Annotated in this window: 15 protein-coding genes, 1 tRNA gene, 1 other RNA gene and 2 pseudogenes; 7 read left to right on the forward strand and 12 right to left on the reverse strand. The window is 69.7% G+C overall.

What is annotated here, in order from left to right; genetic code table 11:
• Window positions 1-99: 99 nt before the first annotated feature.
• The 3 genes from purD to ffs form a co-directional block, all read right to left on the reverse strand.
• Complete coding sequence (purD, locus tag ABZY45_RS20320) at window positions 100-1,353, reverse strand: phosphoribosylamine--glycine ligase (RefSeq protein ID WP_356741734.1); 1,254 nt, start codon at window positions 1,351-1,353, stop codon at window positions 100-102.
• A gap of 267 nt (window positions 1,354-1,620) precedes the next feature.
• Entirely contained in the window at window positions 1,621-3,828 is a 2,208-nt protein-coding gene (locus ABZY45_RS20325; protein WP_356741735.1) for a DNA polymerase III subunit gamma and tau, read from the reverse strand.
• A gap of 80 nt (window positions 3,829-3,908) precedes the next feature.
• An RNA gene (gene ffs, locus ABZY45_RS20330) (signal recognition particle sRNA small type) lies at window positions 3,909-4,005 on the reverse strand.
• 131 nt (window positions 4,006-4,136) lie between these two features.
• Between ffs and ABZY45_RS20335 the strand changes: the two genes are divergently transcribed.
• A tRNA-Ser gene (locus ABZY45_RS20335) sits at window positions 4,137-4,224 on the forward strand.
• Window positions 4,225-4,359: 135 nt separating this feature from the next.
• Here ABZY45_RS20335 and ABZY45_RS20340 read toward each other — a convergent pair.
• Window positions 4,360-5,271, reverse strand: a pseudogene (locus ABZY45_RS20340) (site-specific integrase); the annotation flags it as partial.
• Window positions 5,272-5,469: 198 nt separating this feature from the next.
• Between ABZY45_RS20340 and ABZY45_RS20345 the strand changes: the two are divergent.
• From ABZY45_RS20345 to ABZY45_RS20365, 5 genes and pseudogenes are all read left to right on the forward strand, one after another.
• Window positions 5,470-6,375: a toll/interleukin-1 receptor domain-containing protein gene (locus ABZY45_RS20345; protein WP_356741737.1), complete on the forward strand. Its 906-nt coding sequence runs from the start codon at window positions 5,470-5,472 to the stop codon at window positions 6,373-6,375.
• 1,825 nt (window positions 6,376-8,200) lie between these two features.
• Window positions 8,201-10,486 (forward strand): helicase-associated domain-containing protein, encoded by a 2,286-nt coding sequence (locus tag ABZY45_RS20350; RefSeq protein WP_356741738.1) that lies wholly within the window; start codon window positions 8,201-8,203, stop codon window positions 10,484-10,486.
• 32 nt (window positions 10,487-10,518) lie between these two features.
• Window positions 10,519-10,846, forward strand: a pseudogene (locus ABZY45_RS20355) (HNH endonuclease); the annotation flags it as partial.
• 66 nt (window positions 10,847-10,912) lie between these two features.
• A complete protein-coding gene (locus tag ABZY45_RS20360) occupies window positions 10,913-11,191 on the forward strand; it encodes a CopG family transcriptional regulator (RefSeq protein WP_356741739.1) in 279 nt (92 codons plus the stop codon).
• Window positions 11,188-11,613 (forward strand): PIN domain-containing protein, encoded by a 426-nt coding sequence (locus ABZY45_RS20365; protein WP_356741741.1) that lies wholly within the window; start codon window positions 11,188-11,190, stop codon window positions 11,611-11,613. Before ABZY45_RS20360 ends, ABZY45_RS20365 begins: the two co-directional genes overlap by 4 nt.
• Window positions 11,614-11,689: 76 nt before the next feature.
• Here ABZY45_RS20365 and ABZY45_RS20370 read toward each other — a convergent pair whose 3' ends face one another.
• Together ABZY45_RS20370 and ABZY45_RS20375 are read right to left on the reverse strand one after the other, a co-directional pair.
• Window positions 11,690-11,956: a hypothetical protein gene (locus tag ABZY45_RS20370; RefSeq protein WP_356741743.1), complete on the reverse strand. Its 267-nt coding sequence runs from the start codon at window positions 11,954-11,956 to the stop codon at window positions 11,690-11,692.
• A 124-nt stretch (window positions 11,957-12,080) separates the two neighbouring features.
• Complete coding sequence (locus tag ABZY45_RS20375) at window positions 12,081-12,575, reverse strand: DUF4234 domain-containing protein (RefSeq protein ID WP_356741745.1); 495 nt, start codon at window positions 12,573-12,575, stop codon at window positions 12,081-12,083.
• Between the two features lie 323 nt (window positions 12,576-12,898).
• Between ABZY45_RS20375 and ABZY45_RS20380 the strand changes: the two genes are divergently transcribed.
• The gene (locus ABZY45_RS20380; RefSeq protein ID WP_356741747.1) at window positions 12,899-14,029 is read left to right on the forward strand and encodes a hypothetical protein; all 1,131 of its coding nucleotides are present in this window, start codon (window positions 12,899-12,901) and stop codon (window positions 14,027-14,029) included.
• Between the two features lie 101 nt (window positions 14,030-14,130).
• Here the strand turns inward: ABZY45_RS20380 and ABZY45_RS20385 are convergent, their stop codons facing one another.
• The 6 genes from ABZY45_RS20385 to cobN all read right to left on the reverse strand — a co-directional run bounded on the left by ABZY45_RS20385 (window position 14,131) and on the right by cobN (window position 21,967).
• Window positions 14,131-14,541, reverse strand: coding sequence for a VOC family protein (locus tag ABZY45_RS20385; protein ID WP_356741749.1), 411 nt, complete (start codon window positions 14,539-14,541; stop codon window positions 14,131-14,133).
• Between the two features lie 5 nt (window positions 14,542-14,546).
• Window positions 14,547-14,996 (reverse strand): helix-turn-helix transcriptional regulator, encoded by a 450-nt coding sequence (locus ABZY45_RS20390; protein ID WP_356741750.1) that lies wholly within the window; start codon window positions 14,994-14,996, stop codon window positions 14,547-14,549.
• 42 nt (window positions 14,997-15,038) lie between these two features.
• On the reverse strand, window positions 15,039-15,653 hold the full coding sequence (locus tag ABZY45_RS20395; RefSeq protein ID WP_356741752.1) for a glyoxalase: 615 nt from the start codon (window positions 15,651-15,653) through the stop codon (window positions 15,039-15,041).
• 254 nt (window positions 15,654-15,907) lie between these two features.
• Complete coding sequence (locus ABZY45_RS20400) at window positions 15,908-17,182, reverse strand: peptidase (RefSeq protein ID WP_356741754.1); 1,275 nt, start codon at window positions 17,180-17,182, stop codon at window positions 15,908-15,910.
• 353 nt (window positions 17,183-17,535) lie between these two features.
• Window positions 17,536-18,291 (reverse strand): IclR family transcriptional regulator C-terminal domain-containing protein, encoded by a 756-nt coding sequence (locus ABZY45_RS20405; RefSeq protein ID WP_356741755.1) that lies wholly within the window; start codon window positions 18,289-18,291, stop codon window positions 17,536-17,538.
• A 76-nt stretch (window positions 18,292-18,367) separates the two neighbouring features.
• Entirely contained in the window at window positions 18,368-21,967 is a 3,600-nt protein-coding gene (gene cobN, locus ABZY45_RS20410) for a cobaltochelatase subunit CobN (protein WP_356741757.1), read from the reverse strand.
• Between the last annotated feature and the right edge of the window lie 32 nt (window positions 21,968-21,999).

Here is a 21,999-nt window from a genome sequence, read left to right on the forward strand (position 1 = left end):
CGCATGCCTGCTGTGTCGGGCACTCCGAGGGGACATGCCTGTGCCCGGCGCCTCCGGGGGGAGGTGCCGGGCACAGGTGGTCGGCGACGGGCGGAGGCCTCAGGCCTCTTCGGCGGCCTTGCGGGCGATGTCCGTACGGTGCTGGGAACCGTCGAGCCGGATCCGGCCGACCGCTGTGTAGGCGCGGTCCCGGGCCTGCGTGAGGTCCTTGCCTGTCGCCGTGACGGAGAGCACGCGCCCTCCGGCACTGACGATGGCGTCGCCGTCCTGACGGGTGCCGGCGTGCAGGACGAACGCGTGGGGTTCATCCTTGGCCGCCACATCGGCCAGGCCCTCGATCGGGTCTCCCGTGCGGGGCGTACCCGGGTAGTTGTGCGAGGCGATGACCACGGTGACGGCCGCGTCGTCACGCCAGGTCAGCGCCGGTACGACGTCCAGCGTGCCGTTGGCGGCGCCGAGCAGTACCCCGGCCAGCGGAGTCTTCAGCCGGGCAAGGACCACCTGCGTCTCGGGGTCGCCGAAGCGGGCGTTGAACTCGATGACCCGTACACCGCGCGAGGTGATCGCGAGGCCCGCGTACAGGAGTCCGGAGAACGGGGTGCCCCGGCGCCGGAGCTCGTCCACGGTGGGCTGGAGGACGGTCTGCATGACCTCGTCGACCAGCTTCGGGTCGGCCCACGGCAGCGGGGAGTAGGCGCCCATGCCGCCGGTGTTCGGCCCTTCGTCGCCGTCCAGGGCTCGCTTGAAGTCCTGCGCGGGCTGGAGGGGCAGCACCGTGGTTCCGTCGGTGATCGCGAAGAGGCTCACCTCGGGGCCGTCGAGGAACTCCTCGATGACCACCCGGTCACAGGCCAGGGCGTGGGCGCGGGCGGCTTCGAGGTCGTCCGTGACGACGACCCCCTTTCCGGCCGCGAGACCGTCGTCCTTGACGACGTACGGGGCGCCGAAGGCGTCGAGGGCCTCGTCGATCTCGGCGGGCGTCGTGCAGACGTAGCTGCGGGCCGTCGGGACGTTGGCACCTGCCATGACGTCCTTGGCGAACGCCTTGGAGCCCTCGAGCTGGGCCGCCTCGCGCGAGGGGCCGAAGCAGGGGATGCCGGCCGCGCGCACGGCGTCGGCGACACCGGCGACGAGCGGCGCCTCCGGGCCGACGACCACCAGCTCGGCGCCCAGTTCGGTGGCGAGGCGCGCGACGGCGTCACCGTCGAGCGCGTCGACCGGGTGCAGTTCGGCCACCTCTGCGATTCCGGCGTTGCCGGGGGCGCAGTACAGAGAGGTGACATCGGGGTCGAGGGAGAGAGAGCGGCACAGGGCGTGTTCGCGGGCGCCGCCGCCGATGACGAGGACCTTCACGGGGTGCAGCCTAGCCGCCGGGGGCCGGGAGCCTCGACGGGCGCCGCTCCGTGGACAGCTCTCCGACCGCTGGAGGCGGCGAGGCGGGGAGTCCTCGGACAGATCACCGGGTGCCTCGGGGAGGGGTTGAAGGCCCTGGGCAGCTCACAGGCTGCCGGAGGGCAGGGCCGGTGCCCCGGAGGCAGCTTTCGGGCCGCTGGAGGACAGGGCCGGGGGTGACGGCCGGTGCCTGCCGACCCGGCCCGGGGGGCCGGCGCCTACCCGTCGCTACTCGTTGGTGAACTCCTCGACGACCGTCGCGCCCAGCTCGCGGACGATCAGGTCGTGGCCGGAGAGTGCGGAGTCGACCAGGTCGGGGTCGTCGGCCTCGGCGGTGTCGTCCTCGGGCGCGACCGCCCGCGGCGGCTCCGGTGCGGCTCTGTCGTACGAGGACGAGGACTGCTCGGGCCGGGCGGCCTGGTGCGGCGCGCTCTGCTGCTGCGCCGGCGGCGGAGCCGACTGGGCGGGGGCGGGCCGGGACTCGTACGACGGGGCCTGCGCGGCCGGCGCGGGCTGATACGGGGCGGCCGGGGGCCTGCCACCGCCGCCACCGGTCTGCGGGGCCTGTCCGCCACCACCCGAGGGGTCCACCACCGCGTCGACCCGCCAGGTGGCGTTGAACTGCTCGGCGAGAGCCTGCTTCAGGACCTCTTCGCTGCCGCTGCTCGCGAAGGTGTCACGGGCTCCGGCATTGAGGAAGCCGAGCTGCAGGGTGCTGCCGTCGAAGCCTGTGACCTGTGCGTTCTGGCTGAGCAGGATCCAGGTGAAGCGGCGGCGGTTCTTCACGGCCTCCAGGATGTCCGGCCACATGTTCCGCACCTGGGCCGCGCCCTGGGCCATGTTCTGCCCACCTGGCGCGGGGGCCGGCGCGGCCGGGGCCGGAGCAGCGGGAACGGAGGCCGGGGCGGGGGCGGGGGCCTGCGGTGCGCTGCCGGGCGCGGAAGCGGTCGGCCAGCCGCCGGGCCGCCGCGCGGGCTCCGCACCGCTGCCCGCCCCGGCCGCCGTCGGCCACGCCCCGGGGCGCTGCCCGGCCGGCGCGGGCTGCTGAACTGCCGGGGGCGCGTCCTGAGGCGCGGCGGGCGGCGCGGCGGCCTCGGCGGCCTCCGGCGCTGCCGGACGTACGTCGACGGGGGCCGCCGCCGGAGGCACGTCCCCCCGGGCCGCGGCACGGGCGGCGGCGGGCCCTCCGGTGGGCAGGCCCGCACCCGCGCCATGGGCCTGGGCCTCAGGACCGGGTACGTAACCCATGGCCGGGCCCGGCCCGGCCATCGCGAAGGACGCGCCGCGCTCGAGCCGGTCGAGACGGGCCTGGAGCGACCGCTCGTCGTCGAAGGCGGCGGGCAGCAGCACCCGGGCACAGATCAGCTCGACCTGGAGCCGGGGAGAGGTCGCCCCGCGCATCTCGGTCAGCCCCTCGTTGACCAGGTCGGCGGCGCGGCTGAGCTCCGCGGCGCCGAAGACGGAGGCCTGGGCCTGCATCCGCTCGACCAGATCGGCGGGGGCGTCGATGAGCCCCTTCTCCCCCGCGTCCGGCACCGCGGCCAGGATCACCAGGTCACGCAGGCGCTCCAGCAGGTCGGCGACGAAACGCCGCGGGTCGTTGCCGCCCTCGATCACCTGGTCGACGACCTCGAAGGCCGCGGCCCCGTCGCCCGCCGCGAAGGCGTCCACGATCGAGTCCAGCAGGGACCCGTCCGTATAACCGAGGAGCGAGGTCGCCATGGCGTATGTCACACCGTCGTCGCCCGCACCGGCGAGCAGCTGGTCCATGACGGACATCGAGTCACGCACGGAACCCGCGCCGGCCCGCACCACGAGCGGCAGCACGCCGTCCTCGACGAAGCTGTTCTCCTTGTCGCAGACCTCCGCGAGGTAACCGCGCAGCGTCCCGGGCGGAACCAGCCGGAAGGGGTAGTGGTGCGTGCGCGACCTGATCGTGCCGATGACCTTCTCGGGTTCGGTGGTCGCGAAGATGAACTTGAGGTGCTCCGGCGGCTCCTCGACCACCTTCAGCAGGGCGTTGAACCCTGCCGGGGTGACCATGTGCGCCTCGTCGATGATGTAGATCTTGTACCGGCTCGACGCGGGCCCGAAGAACGCCTTCTCCCGCAGGTCACGAGCGTCGTCGACGCCACCGTGCGAGGCGGCGTCGATCTCGATGACGTCGATCGAACCCGGTCCGTTGCGCGCCAGGTCACGGCACGACTGGCACTCCCCGCACGGGGTCGGTGTGGGCCCCTGCTCGCAGTTCAGGCAACGGGCGAGGATGCGCGCGCTGGTCGTCTTTCCACAGCCGCGCGGCCCGCTGAACAGGTACGCGTGGTTGACCCGGTTGTTCCGCAGGGCCTGCTGCAACGGGTCAGTGACATGCTCCTGCCCGATGACCTCGGCGAAGGACTCGGGGCGATAGCGGCGGTACAGCGCAAGGGACGACACACCTACGAGGTTATCGGGGCGGACTGACAAACCGTCCCGCCCCGGAACGCGGCACCCGGCGGGACATCTCACCCCGGACACGCAAGGGCCCCCCACGCACCCGCCAGAGCCAACCTACCCTTGCTGCCTTCCGGCCCTGGGGGAGTTCAGTCAGATAGCGCCACGTGAGGGGCTGACGCCCACCTTAGCCGATCCGGACCCCCCGCCGTCCACCCGCTCCCGGTCCAGGCCCTCCCTGAGGACGGTCCGGAACGATCTCTGGGGAACGTGTTCGCGAGCACCCTCCAACGTCTTGTATTGTTTGCGGCGGAGGATTCGCCTAGTGGCCTAGGGCGCACGCTTGGAAAGCGTGTTGGGGGCAACCCCTCACGAGTTCGAATCTCGTATCCTCCGCCATTGCTCTCACCGGGCAATACGTCGAAGGGCCCCACCGCTTGCGGTGGGGCCCTTCGACGTTCGTAGTCTCATCTGCAGTCTCAGACGGGACTCTTCGGAGCCCTCCGTGCCGCTGCCGTCAGCGTCGTGGGCCACTTCCCAGATGAGTCCTCCGACCCGCTGCGCGACGTCGGCCAGGATGCCGCCCGTCACGTGCCGGTACCGGGCCGCCATCGCCGTGGACGACCACCCCATGATCTGCATCACGACCCGTTCGGGGACACCGAGGATGAGCAGGACCGTCGCCGCGGTGTGCCGGGCATCGTGCAGGCGCCCGTCCCGGACCTTCGCATCGGTCAGCAGCCGCTTCCAGGCGTCGTAGTCCGTGCTCGGCACCAGCGGCTCGCCTATGGGAGAGGTGAAGACGAACCCGGACTCTCGCCAGTCCTCCCCCGCGATCGCCCGCTCGCGTGCCTGCTCTCGGCGGTGGAGCTCCAGCAGCCTCACCAGTTCGTCAGGGACACCGATGACGCGTCGGCCGGCGCGCGACTTCGTGTTGGCCGTGTCCTCGTTCTTCCTGACCCGCTTCTTGCAGTACCCCGGCTTCGTGCCGCAGTCGCCACCACAGCCGTGCAGGTACTTCGGCCTCAGCCGGTTCTTCCTGACCCGCAGAACTCCGCTGCTCGTATCGAGGTCCGCCCACCTCAGCCCGATTCACCCTGCCGGAGCCCCAGCGCGAGCGCGATGGACCAGCGAGCGCTGTTCCGGAGCTTGGCGGCCTCCGAGAGCAGGCGCTGTACCTCTTCGGTGTCGTACGGCTCCACCTCCTCTTCCTCGATCCTCGGCGGGACCGCGAGTGTGGCGACATTCCGTGTGACGTGGCCGCGGCGCATCGCGTGATTCAGCGCGGTGCGGATCGTCCGATGCGCCTGGTGCGCGGGTGGCGGGCTTGCTGCCGTCGGCCAGCATCCGGCTGTAGAAGCGCTCCAGGTGTTCGGGCTCCAGCTTGTCCAACCGGTGAGCCCCGACGCCCGGCACGAGGTGCACCCGTACGGCCACCTCGTAACCGCCAGCAGCCCCTGCCGAGCCGTCAGAAGTAGCAGAGCGGACTGCCGGGCGCCTTCCGTGCCACCGCCGCATGAGTTTGGGTTTCGTCGTGTGGTTGCCCTGCAAACCCGTCGATCGTCTAGGTACGAGAAAGAGCAGACAAAAGGCGAACGGCCAGGCATCATATCTGACTAGTGGACCGCTCAAGGGGGCAAGAGGATGCAAATCTTTATCAGCTGGTCAGGGGAAGCCTCAAAGGAATGCGCGGAAGCGCTCAGAAGCTGGCTGCCTCTAACGAACCAAGCGATCTCACCCTTCGTATCGTCGCAGGACATATCAAAAGGAGAACGCGGGCTAGCGGCAATCGCGAACCAACTACAAGAATGCTCCTTCGGAATCGTATGCGTTACGCGAGAAAATCAGTCTGCCCCGTGGATCAACTTTGAAGCTGGCGCCCTCTCCCGTGAACTAGGGGAAAGCTCACTCATCCCATTCCTTCTCGATATGCCAATCAAAGATCTATCTGGCCCACTGTCCCAATTCCAGGCAACAGACAGCATGGACGAGAGTGACGTCTGGTCGATGGTTAAATCGATCAACGACAAGTGCAAAAATCCAGTAGATCAGGACCGACTGCGGAAAACCTTCGACGCATTCAGAGAGGAACTCGCGCAAAATTTGCACACCATTCGCTCAAAGCGGGCAGAAGAGAGAGTTCCACCAGAACGCGACACCCCTGACATCCTCAATGAACTTGTGGGACTGGTGCGCGAGCAAAGCAATCGCATCGGCACACTGCAGAGCTTGGTCCGCGAAACACAGGGCTCCGTATCTCACTACACGATAAATGAACCACATGAAGTAAAAATATCCGCTGAACATCTAAGCGAAAAGGAGGAACGCCAAAGACTCGTCACGACTTCCATGATGCTAAGAAGAATAATCGGTGCCGAAAAAATAATCGACATGAGTCGTAGCCGCTACGGCCTAAAGGTTAAGTGCGATGCCGATCAACTTCCTCATGTGCAAGCATTGCACTCCAAGATTCAGGATTGTGCAGCTAGGAACGGTATAGCCGTAGACGTTTATTGCGGCTCCGAGTGCATCGTATTCCCGCCATTCTAGGCGGGCGGAACGCCGAACCTTAGCTCGCCGACCGCAGCGCAGAGAAACACTACTGGACCGTCACAGAGACTTCGCCTACTGGGGGTATATTAGTTGCTCGCCGCCACAGTTACAGCGGGTTCCGGCATTTTGATTGCCGTCCTAGTCTACTGGCTAAATAGCCGCGGAGAAATTCGACGCACGGCCCACCAAGCCAAGCTCGATTGGGTCAATTCGCAACTTAGAGACCTGTACGGCCCCTTGCTCGTGTTGACCGATGTCAACGAGACGGCATGGAACGAGTACAAGATTCGATACTTGCCCGAGAGCTCACAGAGGCGACGTTCAGAAGCCATGACGGATCAGGAAAAAAGACGGTGGAAAGTCTGGACATCCACCGTCTTCGCCCCCGCCGGGCTTCAGATGCGCGACATCATCATGAAACATGGAGACCTGATAATCGGCGACGAAATGCCCAGAGTGGTCCTCGATTTTTGTTCACACGTTTCCTCACTGGAAGTCCTACTTACGGAGTGGAACTCGCCCGAAGGGGAAGAAGAAGTCCTTATACGTCACCCTGGGGGTGAATTCGTAGAGTATGTCCGAGCATCATACAAACAATTGAAGGAGGTGCAATCGATGCTTCGCCACAACCCCTAAAACACTGACCACTTAGGTGCGTGCGTCACCATTAGTCCTTTCCTCCCTGGAACCTGCGAAGCCATCGAATCCAGACGAAAAGAGCCGTGCAGCGCTGTAGGGGTGTTTAGGCATTAGCTGTCAGGAGGTGCGAAGCTCAGCACCTGTTGACAATTGTGAGCCGTGGCGGACAGACAAAGGCCGCGAAGGCTATAAGGCCGGGTCACGGGTCCGTGGCGCGCCTATGCGGCGCAGTGTCCGAGGCCGTCTCGACGTACGCCCTCGGCCGGCCCTCGCCTCCGGAGTTGCGACTGCATTTCCGACCTGCCAGGGTCGCCCGGTGTCGTGCTTCCGTGCGTCGCGTGTACGCCCTCCCTGCCGCAAGCGCTGCGAAGCAGTCTTCGTGAGGTCTGGAGTTCCTTGGCCTCTGAGTAGGGGGACGGAGTGGCATCTCAGTCCAGGTGCGGCGCACGCACCAAAGCTGGCACAGCGTGCCGAAACCTCGCGGTAGTCGGTACCTCTCGTTGCGCGAAGCACCAAGGCCCTTGGTCGGCCTACGGAGTCGCACAGCGCAAGGAGAAGGAGGCTGAGGCGAAGAAGCGCAAGATCCGCAAGAAGCGGTAGCCGCTGTCACGGGAGCTACAGGGGGCGCCGGAGCAGTCTCATCCATAGTCTCGTTCGCAGCCGTACGCGGTCGTTCATCATCCCGGCAGACCTACCGGTGACCTGGTGGGTGGACGCGCACGAACCAGGATGAACGTGACCGTGCAGAGTTGGAAAGCGTGTTGGGGGCAACCCCTCACGAGTTCGAATCTCGTATCCTCCGCCATTGCTCTCACCGGGCAATACGTCGAAGGGCCCCGCAGCTTGCTGCGGGGCCCTTCGACGTTGCCGGCCCCAGTAGTCACAGGACATCGCTTCACTCAGAAGCGGGTTTCTGTCGACTCAGGACGCAGGCGTCCCCCGCGATCCGCCATTCTGGGTCTGTGCAGGGACCGATTCCGGTCGGAGACCACCGGCACTCGTCCTTGTGAGGTGTTTCCATCGGCAAGCCCGGCGGATCAACTCTGGCCACGTGGCTGAGTGATCTGGAAGTCGGCCGGCTCGAGCGGCTCCTGGCAGCTCGCCCGGATGCCGTGTCCCCGCCGGAACCACGATCGTTCGGCGAACTCGCGGACCGCCTTCAGCGCCCGGCGTCGGTGGCCCCGTGCTGCCCGGACTCGCGCTGCCACACCTGCAGGTAGCCGAGGCACTGGCAGCATTGGGGCCCGTCCCATGTGCCGCTCTGGCCGATCTGCTGGATGCGACCGGAACGGAGAACGCTCGCGGGCTGGACGCGGCCTTGGAGGCGCTGGCCGACCGCGCACTCGTCTGGCCGGACGGCGAAGGGCTGTTGCGCATGGCGGCGCCGTTGCGGCAGGCGTGGGACTCGCCGCTAGGGCTGGACGCTCCGCTCACCCGGCTACTGGCAGACACGAACTCCGAGGAACTGCGCCGCATGCTGGTGGCCCTGGGCATCCCGTCGCCCGGCACCACCAAGAAGCATCGGCTGACCGCCCTGCTGGAGCACCACCGCAATCCGGAGCGGGTGGCCGCGGTGATCACTTCGGCACCTGCGTCCACCCGGAAGCTGCTTGAGCGGCGAGCGTCTCACCAGGGCGAACAGGCTCAATCACCGGCGCGTTTGATCACGTTCAGGGCCCCGTCGGCCGACTCCGAGCCGGGTGCGCGCTGGGCACTGGAGCGGGGACTGCTGGTCCAGGACCGGTACTCCGGGTACGGATCCACACGCATGCCCGCCGAGGTGGCGCTCGCACTGCGCGGAGTCGGCTGGCGCGCCCCCTTCGAGCCGGTCCCGCCCGTCGTGCGGACGGCGTCCGTCACCTCGGCGGAAGTGGGCCGGGAGGCGGCGGCAGCCGCCACGGCGTTCGCCGCACATGCCGCGTCGGTTCTGGCGACGTGCTCCGCTGCTCCGCCGGTCCTGCTGAAGTCCGGCGGGGTCGGAGCACGTGAGCTGTCCCGGATCAGCAAGGCGGCGCAGTGCGACCAGATCGTCGTACGCCTTGTTCTGGAGACGGCGTACGACGCCGGGCTGCTGGCCCAGGACGGCGACCGGGTCGCGGCAACGGACGGATACGACTCCTGGGCGGAACGAGAACCAGCAGAGCAGCTCACCGCGCTTCTCCAAACCTGGCGGACGCTGCCGCTGACTCCGGCCCAGGCCCGCGACGAGGACGGCAAGGTACTGCCCGCGCTCGCCGGAACACCGCCCTGCGGCGGCTGTATACAGGCCCGAGAGGGACTCCTCGCCGCCGCAGCGGAGTTCCCGGCGCACCGGGGAGTGCACAGCCCCGCGGAACTGGGGCCGATGGTTGCCTGGCACCGCCCGCTCGCCGAACAACTCCCCCAGGACACCACGCCCTTCGCCACCGTAATCCGGGAAGCGGAACTGCTCGGGGTCGTCGCCCGCGGCTGCCTGTCCCCCATCGGTGCCGCTCTGCGGACCGACGGCGCCGAAGCCGCCGAATCGCTCACCGCTGCCTGTGAGCGGCTGCTGCCGACGGCCACCAGGGCGGCCCGTTTCGGCGCGGACCTCACCGCCGTTGTCACCGGCACACCGTCCGCCCGCCTCGCCACACTGCTGGACACCGTCGCGGACAAGGAAGTCGGTGGCACGGCATCGGTGTGGCGGTTCAGCCCCACAACCGTTCGCCGTGCCCTGGACACGGGCCGCACGGCGGATGCCATCGCGGCCGACCTGGGCGCCGTCGCGGTCGGCGCCCTCCCCCAGCCGCTGTTGTACCTGATCAACGACTGCGCACGCACTCACGGCCGTGTGCGCATCGCGCCCGCTGCCTGTGTGATCCATGGCGATGAAGCCGCCCTCCTCGCCGAACTCGTCAGTCACAGAAAGCTCGCCGCCCTCGGCCTGCGCGTGTTGGCACCGACCGTGCTGGTCAGCCGGACCCCACTCGACAAGACCCTCGCCGCGCTCCGGGCCGCCGGCTACGCCCCCGTCGCCGAGAGGGCCGATGGAACCGTACGCGTCGAGAAGACCCGGCGCCGACGTGCCGCCGCCCCGGTCCCGGTCCCCCCATTCCCGGGCCAGCGGCAGCGGTCCGTGCCGACGGTGACTCAGATGATTCCGGTGACCGTCGACCTGAGCACGCTGGCCGCCAGGCTGCGGGCCGCCCCGCCGACACTCCCGGCTCCCGACCCGTTCGGCACCGGGGTCCCCTACGGCACGGACACCGAGGAGATCGTCGCCGCGTACGCGAAGAACCTGGCGTACAGCGATGTCCGCCAGCTCGCCCATGCCGTCGACGTCGGCACAGCCATCACGGTCGAGTACGTCGCCGCCTCGGGCAACCGGACCGTACGTATCCTCAGCGAGCTCGTGCTCGACCCGCCCTACTTGTACGCCTGGTGCCACCTGCGCGACGACGAACGAGTCTTCACCCTCTCCCGCATCCACGGCATCATGCCCGGGTAGCCGGGATCCGCGTCGTGGCTCGGTCGCGCTCGGTCGGGCTTGAGGCCGCCCATGTCCGCTGGTGGGCGTTTCGACGGACCGGACGACCTCGAAAACGGGCTGTGCCTGTGCTCGCTGCACCACAAGCTGTTCGACAAAGGCGTACTCGGTCTCGGCGAGGGCAGTGGCGAGGGCCACCGCATCCTGGTCTCACAGAGCTTCGTCGGCCGCAGCACAGCCGCCCGCGAGCACGTCATCACGCTCGCCGGCCGTCCGGTCATCGACCCCCGGTCGGGCGTCCGCCCCATCGCCGCCGCCCATCGTTCCTGGCACACCAGCCAGGTCTTCCGAGGCAGCCCGCGTCACGCCACGACCGCCTGAACGCCGACCTGGCGGTCACCCGAACGCACTGGTACGGGGTGTGATACCAAGAGTATGGTCTCTTGTATGGCCACAAAGAAGGTAACTGTGACGATTCCCGAGGATCTCCTGGACGAGATCCGCGCGGAGGCGGCAGAACGGGGAATTTCGGCGTACGTCGCCGAGGCGCTGCGCTTCAAGCGCGACCGGGACCGGCTGCGGGAACTGTCCGACTGGCTGCAGGAGGAATACGGCCCCCTCACTGAGGAAGAGCGCACAGCAGCGTTCGAGGAACTGGAGGACCTCGACTCCGAACACGAGCGCCGCCGCGCCGCTGGAAAGCACGACGCCGGAGAGGCCGCGTGAAGAAGCGTGCCACTGAGCACAAGCAGCGGCCATTGCGCGTCTTCGTGCTCGACTGCGAAGCCCTGTCCCTGGTTGTGCGCGGCGACCGGCAGATGATCGCCTGGCTCGACCTCGCGGCCCGGGGTGAGGCCGAGGTGGTCACGTCCCCGATGACGCTGGTCGAAGCGTACGACGGGAGAACCACGGAGCAGCGCTGGGACTGGGTGCTCTCCCTGCTCAAGGTCGCCGACATCGGAAAGGACGAGGCCCGCCAGGCCCGCCGACTCCTGGCGGACACCGAGCTGCGCGGCCACAAGTACGCGATCGACGCGGTGCTCGCCGTCATCGCGCGACAGCAGAAGGGTCAGGTCACCGTCTTCACCTCGGACGTGGACGACCTGGAGAAGCTGGTCCCGGAGTCGATCATCGTCAAAAAGGTTTGACCTGGCTCTCCGGTCTCAGTCTTGGTCTCATTCACCCTCGTCCAGCGCCGTCCATCCCCACCCCACCGCACCGCGCTCAGAAGGGCAGGCGGATCCCGTGGGCTTCCAGTGCTTCGCTGTAGCGGCGGAGCTTCGCCCCCAGATCCGCCTGGAGCACGCCCACCGCAAGCCGGGCCTCCTCCAGGTCTCCCGCCGCACACAGCTCGGCGACTTCGGTCAGATCCGCATGGAGAATGCCCAGGGTGTCCCCCTGGATCAGGACGCCGGGGAAGTGGCGGCCCTGAAGGCGCACCACGGCATCGTTGCCACCGTCGGTGAACAGTTCGGCTTCCACCCGTTCCATCGGGACCCCGCCTCGGTATCGGTTCGTTCAGGCCGGAAGGCACACGCGAAGCGCCCACCGCGTGCGGTGGGCGCCTTCGGGATTCGCGGCACGGTCCGCCCGGGGGCGCGACCCCGCAGCGGGTTCAGGCCGCGAGAGTGACCTGCGTGCCCGGCTCGGCGCCCGGGTAGGCCTCGACGACCAGGTTGAGCTGGCGCTGCATGTACCAGACGTTCAGGCCGAAGACGAACATCAGCCACATGCTCGCGGCGGGGCTGCACGTCACCGGCAGGCCGGCCGCGCGCTGGGCGTTCGCTATCGCCTTGCCGGTGTTCTTGAAGGAGATCAGCGGAGCGATCACGGTCCAGCCCAGGAAGAGCAGGACCATCAGGCTGCCACCCGGGTTCAGAGGCCGCCGGCGGTCGAACTCGTGCAGCTCCTTGTGGATCTTGAAGTACCAGACCAGCTGGTAGATCCCGAGGGTGATGAGCGTCAGGCCGAGCCACACGGCGACGGGACCGCGGCGCTTCATGGCCACCCCTGACAACTGGACGGCGCCGGCGTCACCGGTCGCGACTACGCCTCCAGCCGCGGCGGAAGCGCCCTGGCTGGTAGCGGTGTTGGGCTGAGTTTCGGCCATGTGCCCTGCTCCATCTGCTGGTTCTGGTTTCAGCCGGAGCAGCATGACATCAAGTGAAGGTTCTGTGTGCTTAGTTGGGCTTTATCTCGGATACCGTCACCCTGTTGTGATCAAACCGCCCTTCGTCACCCCTCACATCTCGGCCATCGCGGTGGCGTCCAGGCACCCGCCGGGGCACGGCTGACACCCGACTCGGACGCGTTACATGCCGTGCCCATTACAACCATCGGCGCACCCCGCGAGTCTCGTCCCGTGGTCGAGAAGGGCGTGCGCCCGACTCGGACTCCGGAGAAGTCCTCCCCATCGCAAAGGAACGCTCACCGATGCTCGCACGGCACCTCCTGCGCACCGCGGCCGTCTCGCTGGCCCTCGCGTCCACCCTGCTCAACGCCGGTGGAGCCGGCGCCGCCGAAGTCTCCGGCTGGGAGGTCTCCCTCTCCGGCACCAGCGCCGCCGGCTCCCTGCTCTCCGTCTCCTCGGTGGACGAGGACCTCGCCTGGGCGGTCGGCAGCAAGGACGGCCGGGGCGCCATCATGCGCTGGAACGGGGCGAAGTGGGGCAAGGACACCGCTCCGGGACTGCCCGAGGTCTGGCAGTGGTCGGCGGTCAGCGCGGCAGCCGCCGACGACGTCTGGGCCTACGGGACGGTGGGCAGGGACCAGGTGCTCGTGCACTACGACGGCACGCGCTGGAACACCGTCACGGCAGCCGGCGCCGCCGATCAGAGCTGGCCCGAGGTGCCGATCGACGCCGTCCCCGGGCGCCTCTTCAAGGGGGGCAACGCCCTCTACACCTACTCCGACGGCGTCTGGAACACCTTCGCGCTCCCCGCCCTCGTCGACATCCGCGACATCGACGCCCTGTCGGCAGACGACGCGTACGCCACCGGGATGAAGTACCCCGTGAAGGGTGGGCACCCGGTGACCTACCACTGGGACGGCACCACCTGGACGCTGATGGAGACGCCTCCCGTGCGCACCGGCACGGACACCGCCAAGATCGCCGCCGCGTCCACGGACAGCGTCTACGTCGCCGGGTGGGCCACCGACCCCGAGATCACCGAGCCCGTGCCGGGCGTCGCCCACTGGAACGGCTCCACCTGGGAGGACATCACCGGCGAGCTCTCCGCCCTCTACGTCCACGCCATCGCATCCGACGGCCACGGCGGTCTGTGGGTCACTGGCAACGACCAGACCGAACCCGCCGACGCGAGCCCGGTGTTCTGGCACTTCGACGGCACCAGCTGGACCAAGGAGCCCGGAGCGACGGCCCCTGACGGCGACACCCGGTGGCCCTCGTACACCTTCTACGACCTGGCGCCGACCGGGGACTCCGGCCGGTTCTGGGCCGTCGGCCAGTACTCCACGCCCATGAACTCCCAGGGCGACCAGACGGACAACGGCCTCGTCGAGCGGACCACGACGTCCCCCTCCACCGTGCCCAGCGCCGGCTGAGGAGTTCCCCGGCAGCCGTCCCGCCTCGCCGGGGACGCGCACCGTTCGCGGTGGGCGGCCCCGACGTCAGCGGTTCCCGGGCGGGCCGGGGTGCGGACGGCTCAGCGCACTTCCTGGATGCGGATGAGGTTGCCCGCAGGGTCACGGAAGGCGCAGTCGCGGGTGCCGTAGGGCTGTTGGGTCGGCTCCTGGACGACCTCGGCGTCGCCCGTCTGCAGCCGCTCGAAAGTGGCGTCGAGGTCCTTGGTGGCCAGGAGGATCCAGCCGTACGTGCCCTTGGCCATCATCTCCAGGACGGTGCGCCGCTCCTCCTCGGTGATGCCCGGGTCGGCGGCCGGCGGGGCCAGCAGGATGGAGGTGCCGGGCTGATCGGCGGGGCCGACCGTGATCCAGCGCATCGCGCCGGACCCGACGTCCTTGCGGACCTCGAAACCGAGGGTGTCGCGGTAGAAGGCCAGCGAGGCGTCCGGGTCGTCGTGCGGGAGGACGCTGGTGTGAATGGTGATGTCCATGCCCGTCACGCTAGCGGCGGCTCGGGGGTACGGGCTTCTCGATTCCTGACGGGTCGCGTCACCTGTTTCGCCACGCACGGCGGCACCCCCTCCGCCCCGCTCTCCGCCTGGCGCCGGTAGGCACTGGGCGGCATGCCGACCAGTTCGGTGAAGCGCGTACTGAAGGTGCCCAGGGAGGAGCAGCCGACCTCGAAGCAGATGTCGGTGACGCTGAGGTCCCCCCGGCGCAGCAGCGCCATCGCCCGCTCGATGCGCCGCGTCATCAGATAGCTGTACGGGGACTCCCCGTAGGCGAGCCGGAACTGGCGGCTGAGGTGGCCCGCCGACATGTTCGCGCCCCGGGCCAGCGCCTCGACGTCCAGCGGCTGCGCGTACTCCCGGTCGATCCGGTCGCGAACCCGCCGCAGCCGGGCGAGGTCACGCAGCTGCGGGGTCCCGGCGGGTCTGCTCGTCACCCGCGTGATCGTGCCATGCCCCGCAGGGAGGCGCAGCCGGATTCAGGACTGCTCCTTCTCCCAGACGAACCCGTCCGGGTCGGTGAAGGGCCCGGTGTCCGTGCCGATCACGAGCCGGTGGGATCCGGTGCCGTCGGGAGAGACCCCGGCGTCCTTGGCGAGAGCGGGGCGGCCGTACAGCCCGAGCTTGACGGGGCCCGAGGCCGTGTCGAAGTCCACGTACTTGCGGCCGTAGCTCTTTCCGACGGTGAGCCCCTGCTCCACGTAGAAGCGCTTGCTCGCGAGTACGTCGTCGACGCCCAGCAGGAGCACGAACTGGTCGATCTCGCGGGTGGCCGGGCTCTTGTCCCGCTTCGCCGAGGTGGCGATCTTCCAGAGGGCCCCGTCCGGGGCGCGTACGACGCCGCCGTAGCCCCAGAAGGACTTGGTGGCGGGCTTCACCGGCGAGGCACCGGCGTCGAGGGCGGCCTCGACGAAGCCGTCGACGGTGGCGGGGCCGGAGACCGTGAGCGAGAGCGTGAAGCCGCGGAAGCCGGTCGTCGGCGCCTCCGAGGCCCGGACGCGCAGTTCGGGGCCCAGCCCGAAGGCGGCGGAGTAGAAGCGTTCGGCGGCGGTGGGGTCGGCCACCTCGAGGGTGACGGATGCGATGGAAGCCATGTGACGAAGCTATGCGCGGCGGCCAGGGCGCGCTTCTCGATTCCTGACCGGTCCGGCCGGGCCACTGCCACACACGGCGGCATTGGGTCTGGCACCCGCCCACGCACGACGCCGGAGTCCTGCACCCGCCCACGCACGACGCCGGAGTCCTGCATCCGCCCACGCACGACGCCGGTGGGCCCGGCACCCCGTGCCGGGCCCACCGGAGGTCGGCGTGCGGGGCGGGATGCCTGGCCGGCACCCCGCCTCACGCGTCAGGCGTGCGAGCCGGCCTTGCGGCGGCGTACGACGAACACGGCACCCGCGCCGATCGCCACGGCGGCGCCGGCGGCGAGGGCGGCCTGCGTGGTCGCGGAGGACGTGCCGGTCGCGGCGAGGCTGCCCGTCGGGGCGGTGGACGTGCCGGTCTGCGGGGTGAGGTTCGAGGTGTTCGGCTCGGTCTTGCCGGGCTTCGCGTCGTCGACCTTGCCGGGCTTCGTACCTGCGGCGGCGATCAGGAACTCGTAGCCCTCGAGGTCGGGCGTCCCGCCGCAGGTGCCGTTGTCGTTCCAGTAGTCACCGGCGACGAAGGTGACACCGTTGCCCGCGGGGGCGGAGGCGTCGATCGTGAGACGCATCTTGACGTCGGCGTGGGCACCGGCCTTCAGCGGGCTGATGGCGTCCATGTAGTGCTCGTTGTCGATGGTCTTCCACTTCGAGCCGTTCGACCACTGCAGGCGCACCAGCTCGTCGAGGTCCTTGAGGCCGGACTCGTCGGTCGCGTGGACGTAGGCGAACGGGAAGACCTCGTCCATCGTCTTGGCGGTGCCGTTGGTCACCCGGAGCTTGAAGTCGACCTTCGTGCCGGCGACGACCACGGAGGGCAGACCGGTCACGACGGTGGTGAGCTTGGACTCGGGGACGCAGTCGCCGTCCTCTTCGCCTTCCTCGGCCGCCTCCTCCTTCGCCTTGGCCAGCGCCTCGTCGGCGGCGGTCTTCTCGGCGAGCGCGGCCTCGGTGGCCTTCTGGGCCTGGTCCAGCTTCCGGACGGCGGCGACCCGTTCGTCGTCACGCGCGTCATTGGCTTCCACGAGCGCGGCGTCGGCTTCGGTCTTGGCCTCGTCGGCGGCCACGGCGGCTGCCTCCGCCTCGGTGACCTTCGTCGCCGCGGCGGTCTTCTCCGCGTCGGTGGCCGTCTCCGGGAGGGCTGCCAGCTCCGCCTTGGCATCGACGACGGCCTGGTCGGCGGCCGTCTTCGCGGTGGCGGCGTCAGCCGCCGCGGCGGCGGCGGCCACGGCGGCCACGGCCAGGGGGTTGGTGTCCAGAAGGACGGTTTCCAGCTCCGCCTCGGCAGCGCTCTCGGCCGCCACGGCGGCGTCGTACGCGGTCTGCGCCGCGGCTGCGGCCTTCTCCAGGTCCGCGATGGACGGCTTCTCCTGCGTCTGCGCCGCCGGCTTGGCATCGGCGATCGCGGGGGTGACGGAGAGCAGGAGGACGGGCGTGGTCACCGCTGCGGCTACAGCGGTGGCGAGAATCCGGCGAATCTTCACAAGTGCCCTTCGGGGTGCGAAAGATAAGAAGAAGGGGTCGCAGCGGAATGGGACACGCAGATGCGACTCGGAGGTGATCGTATGGCCGGTGCAACGATCCGTCGTCACTCTTTCTTCACTCGCCCCGGCCGTTACCACATCGCCGGGAGAGACAGAAAAGACGAATGGGTGCAGTTGCCTACGCCGCCTGTGATTTCACTGTGAGGAATAGCACAGTGCCCCGCGTGGGCGGTCAGCGGTGCTCACCGGTGCGTTCGGCGCGAACGGGTCCCTGCCGGCCAGGGTCTTCGGCCGAAGCCGGACGGGCGGGCGCGCGGGCGGGCAGGCGGGCGGGCGGCAGGCGGGCGGAGCTCTCAGAGGGTGAACGACAGGCCCCGGCTCACCCGGGCCGCCGAGGAGAGCAGCGACTCGCGGAGCTGCGTGGTCCGGTACATCCGGTCGGCGCGGAAGGAGACACCGAGCGCGCCGAGCGTGTCGCCGTTGTACACGGGCACCGCGATGCAGACCGTGCCGAGTGTGTACTCCTCGCGGTCCATGACGGACGGGGTCGACAGCGCCTCCAGCTGCCGGACCAGCTCCTCACGGCGGGTGATCGTACGTGGCGTGAGGTCACCGAGGAGGTGCCGGGAGAGGTATTCGCCGCGCGCGCCCTCGTCGAGCTCGCGCAGGACGCATTTCCCGAGGGCGGTGGCGTGACCGGCGTCCTCGAAGCCCACCCAGAGGTCGACACTGGGGGCCTTGGGCCCGTCGACGATCTCGGCGACCCGGATCTCACCGTCCTGGTAGAAGGTCAGATACGCGGCGGCCGACATCTCGTCCCGCAGTGCGGCGAGGGCGGGCCGGACACCGGCGAGCGCCCCCTCGCTCCGGCTCACGGTCCGCAGCCGGTCGAGCATGCCGCCGACCACGTACCCGCCGTCCTCCAGCCTGGTCAGGTAGCCGTCCTCGGCGAGCACGTGCAGGAGGCGGTTCGCGGAATCCGGTGCGAGTCCCGCCTCCCGCGCCAGTTGCCCAGCGGGGGCGCCGCCCGTGTGGGCGCCCGCGGCCTCCATCAGGCGGGACGCTCGCCGCAGGGACGTGCGGAGCGGGGGGCTCGGCTGATCACCCATTCCACCAGAGTGGACCGGCCGCGGGGAGGCGGCAACGCAGGGCCGCGCGCCCCACCGCGCGCCTCCCACTCGCCGCTCAGTCCTCGCCCTCCAGCTCGCCTTCCGTCTCCAGGAACACCTGGCGCAGCGCTTCGAGCACCGCCGGGTCGGGCTTCGCCCACATACCGCGCGACTCGGCCTCCAGGAGGCGTTCGGCGATGCCGTGGAGTGCCCAGGGGTTGGCCTGCTGGAGGAACTCGCGGTTCGCCGGGTCCAGGACGTACGTCTCGGTGAGCTTGTCGTACATCCAGTCAGCGACCACGCCGGTCGTCGCGTCGTACCCGAAGAGGTAGTCGACGGTCGCGGCCAGCTCGAAGGCGCCCTTGTAGCCGTGGCGGCGCATCGCCTCGATCCACTTCGGGTTGACCACCCGGGCGCGGAAGACCCGGGACGTCTCCTCGACCAGCGTGCGCGTGCGGACCGTCTCGGGGCGGGTCGAGTCCCCGATGTACGCCTCCGGGGCGGTGCCCTTCAGCGCGCGCACGGTCGCGACCATGCCGCCGTGGTACTGGAAGTAGTCGTCCGAGTCCGCGATGTCGTGTTCGCGGGTGTCCGTGTTCTTGGCCGCCACCGCGATCCGCTTGTACGCGGTCTCCATCTCGTCCCGCGCCGGACGACCGTCCAGCTCACGGCCGTACGCGTAGCCGCCCCACACCGTGTACACCTCGGCCAGGTCGGCGTCCGTGCGCCAGTCGCGGGAGTCGATGAGCTGGAGCAGCCCCGCGCCGTACGTCCCCGGCCGGGAGCCGAAGATGCGGGTGGTCGCGCGCCGCTCGTCGCCGTGTTCGGCCAGGTCGGCCTGGGTGTGGGCGCGTACGAAGTTCTGCTCGGCGGGCTCGTCGAGCGAGGCGGCGAGGCGGACGGCGTCGTCGAGCAGCCCGATCGTGTGCGGGAAGGCGTCGCGGAAGAATCCGGAGATGCGCAGGGTGACGTCGATGCGCGGCCGGCCGAGTTCCTCGTACGGGATCGCTTCCAGGCCCGTGACCCTGCGCGAGGCGTCGTCCCAGACGGGGCGGACGCCGAGCAGGGCGAACGCCTCCGCGATGTCGTCGCCCGCGGTACGCATCGCGCTGGTGCCCCACAGGGACAGTCCGACGGAGGTGGGCCAGTCGCCGTTGTCGGCGCGGTAGCGCTCCAGGAGCGAGTCGGCGAGGGCCTGGCCGGTCTCCCACGCCAGGCGGGACGGGACCGCCTTCGGGTCGACCGAGTAGAAGTTTCGGCCTGTCGGCAGCACGTTGACCAGGCCGCGGAGCGGGGATCCGGAGGGACCGGCGGGGACGAAGCCGCCGTTCAGCGCGTGGACCGCGTGGTCCAGCTCGTCGGTCGTCGCGGCGAGACGCGGCACGACCTCGGTGGCGGCGAAGGTGAGGATGTCGGCGACGGCCTGCGGGAGCCCCTGGGCCACAGCGGTGACGGCTTCCGGATCCCAGTCCGCGTCCTCCATCGCCTGGACGAGGGCGCGGGCCTTCTCCTCGGTCTCGTCGGCCGCGGTACGGGTCGCCGCCGACTCGTCGAGGCCGAGTGCCTCGCGCAGGCCGGGCAGCGAGGACGTGCCGCCCCAGATCTGGCGGGCGCGCAGGACGGCGAGGACCAGGTTGACGCGGTCCTTGCCGGCGGGGGCACCGCCCAGGACGTGCAGGCCGTCGCGGATCTGGACGTCCTTGATCTCACAGAGCCAGCCGTCGAGATGCATGATGAACTCGTCGAAGCCCTCGTCCTCGGGCCTGTCCTCGAGGCCCAGGTCGTGGTCGAGCTTCGCGGCCTGGATCAGCGTCCAGATCTGGGCGCGGACGGCGGGGAGCTTCGCCGGGTCCATCGCGGCTATCTGGGCGTGCTCGTCCAGCAGTTGTTCGAGGCGGGCGATGTCGCCGTAGCTGTCCGCGCGTGCCATGGGCGGCACGAGGTGGTCGACGAGGGTGGCGTGCACGCGGCGCTTGGCCTGGGTGCCCTCACCGGGGTCGTTGACCAGGAACGGATAGACGAGGGGGAGGTCGCCCAGCGCGGCGTCGGGGCCGCAGGCGGCGGAGAGGCCAGCGTTCTTGCCGGGCAGCCACTCCAGGTTGCCGTGCTTGCCGAGGTGGATCATCGCGTCCGCGCCGAAGCCGTTGTCGTCGGCGGACGCGGCGATCCAGCGGTACGCGGCCAGGTAGTGGTGCGAGGGCGGCAGATCGGGGTCGTGGTAGATCGCGATCGGGTTCTCGCCGAAGCCGCGCGGCGGCTGGATGAGGATCAGCAGGTTGCCCCGGCGCAGGGCCGCGAGCACGATGTCGCCCTCGGGGTTGCGGGACCTGTCGACGAACATCTCGCCGGGTGCCGGGCCCCAGTGCTGCTCGACGGCCTCGCGGAGTTCGGCGGGCAGGGTGGCGAACCAGCGGCGGTAGTCGGCGGCGGGGATGCGGACCGGGTTGCGGGCCAGCTGCTCCTCGGTGAGCCACTCCTGGTCATGGCCGCCGGCGTCGATGAGCGCGTAGATCAGCTCGTCGCCGTCGCCCGAGACCAGGCCCGGAATCTCTTCCTCCGGCCCGAAGTCGTAGCCCTCGGCGCGCAGCCTGCGGAGCAGGGCGACGGCGCTGGCGGGGGTGTCGAGGCCGACCGCGTTGCCGATGCGCGAGTGCTTGGTCGGGTAGGCGGACAGGACGAGCGCGATCCGCTTCTCGGCGGCGGGGATGTGGCGGAGTCGCGCGTGCCGTACGGCGATCCCGGCGACCCGGGAGGCGCGCTCGGGGTCGGCGACGTACGCGGGCAGGCCGTCCTCGTCGATCTCCTTGAAGGAGAACGGGACGGTGATCAGGCGGCCGTCGAATTCGGGTACGGCGATCTGGGTGGCCGCGTCGAGCGGGGAGACGCCCTCGTCGTTCTCCTCCCAGGCGGCGCGCGGGCTGGTGAGGCAGAGCGCCTGGAGGACGGGGACGTCCAGGCCGGTCAGGGCGCCCGCGTCCCAGGACTCGTCGTCCCCGCCCGCCGACGCGGTGGCGGGCTTGGTGCCTCCGGCCGCGAGAACGGTCGTCACGATGGCGTCGGCGGCCCGCAGTTCCTCGACGAGCTCGGGTTCGGGGGTGCGCAGCGAGGCGACGTACAGCGGGAGGGGGCGGGCGCCCGCGTCCTCCACGGCGGTGCAGAGCGCCTCGACGAACGCGGTGTTCCCGCTCATGTGGTGGGCCCGGTAGTAGAGCACCGCCACGGTCGGGCCGTCGACGTCCCGGGCGGTCCGCTCCAGCGGTCCCCACGCGGGGGCCGGGGCGGGCGGCTCGAACCCGTGGCCGGTGAGCAGCACGGTGTCGGAGAGGAAGCGGGCCAGCTGCTCCAGGTTGGCGGGGCCACCGTGCGCGAGGTAGGCGTGGGCCTCGGCCGCGATGCCGATCGGCACGGTGGAGGCGGCCATCAGCTGGGCGTCGGGGGCCTGTTCGCCGGTGAGGACGACGACGGGCCGGCCGGTGGCCAGCACCTGGTCGAGCCCTTCCTGCCAGGCGCGGACACCACCGAGGAGACGTACGACGACGAGGTCCGTGCCGTCCAGGAGCTGCGGCAGGTCCTCGACGGAGAGCCGGGACGGGTTCGCGTAGCGGAAGCCGACCGGACCACCGGAGGCACGGGCGCTCAGCAGGTCGGTGTCGGACGTCGACAGGAGCAGGATCATGCGGCGTCAGCCCTTCCTCGGGGTGTCCACGC

Source organism: Streptomyces sp. NPDC006516 (assembly GCF_040611875.1).
Lineage (GTDB): Bacteria > Actinomycetota > Actinomycetes > Streptomycetales > Streptomycetaceae > Streptomyces.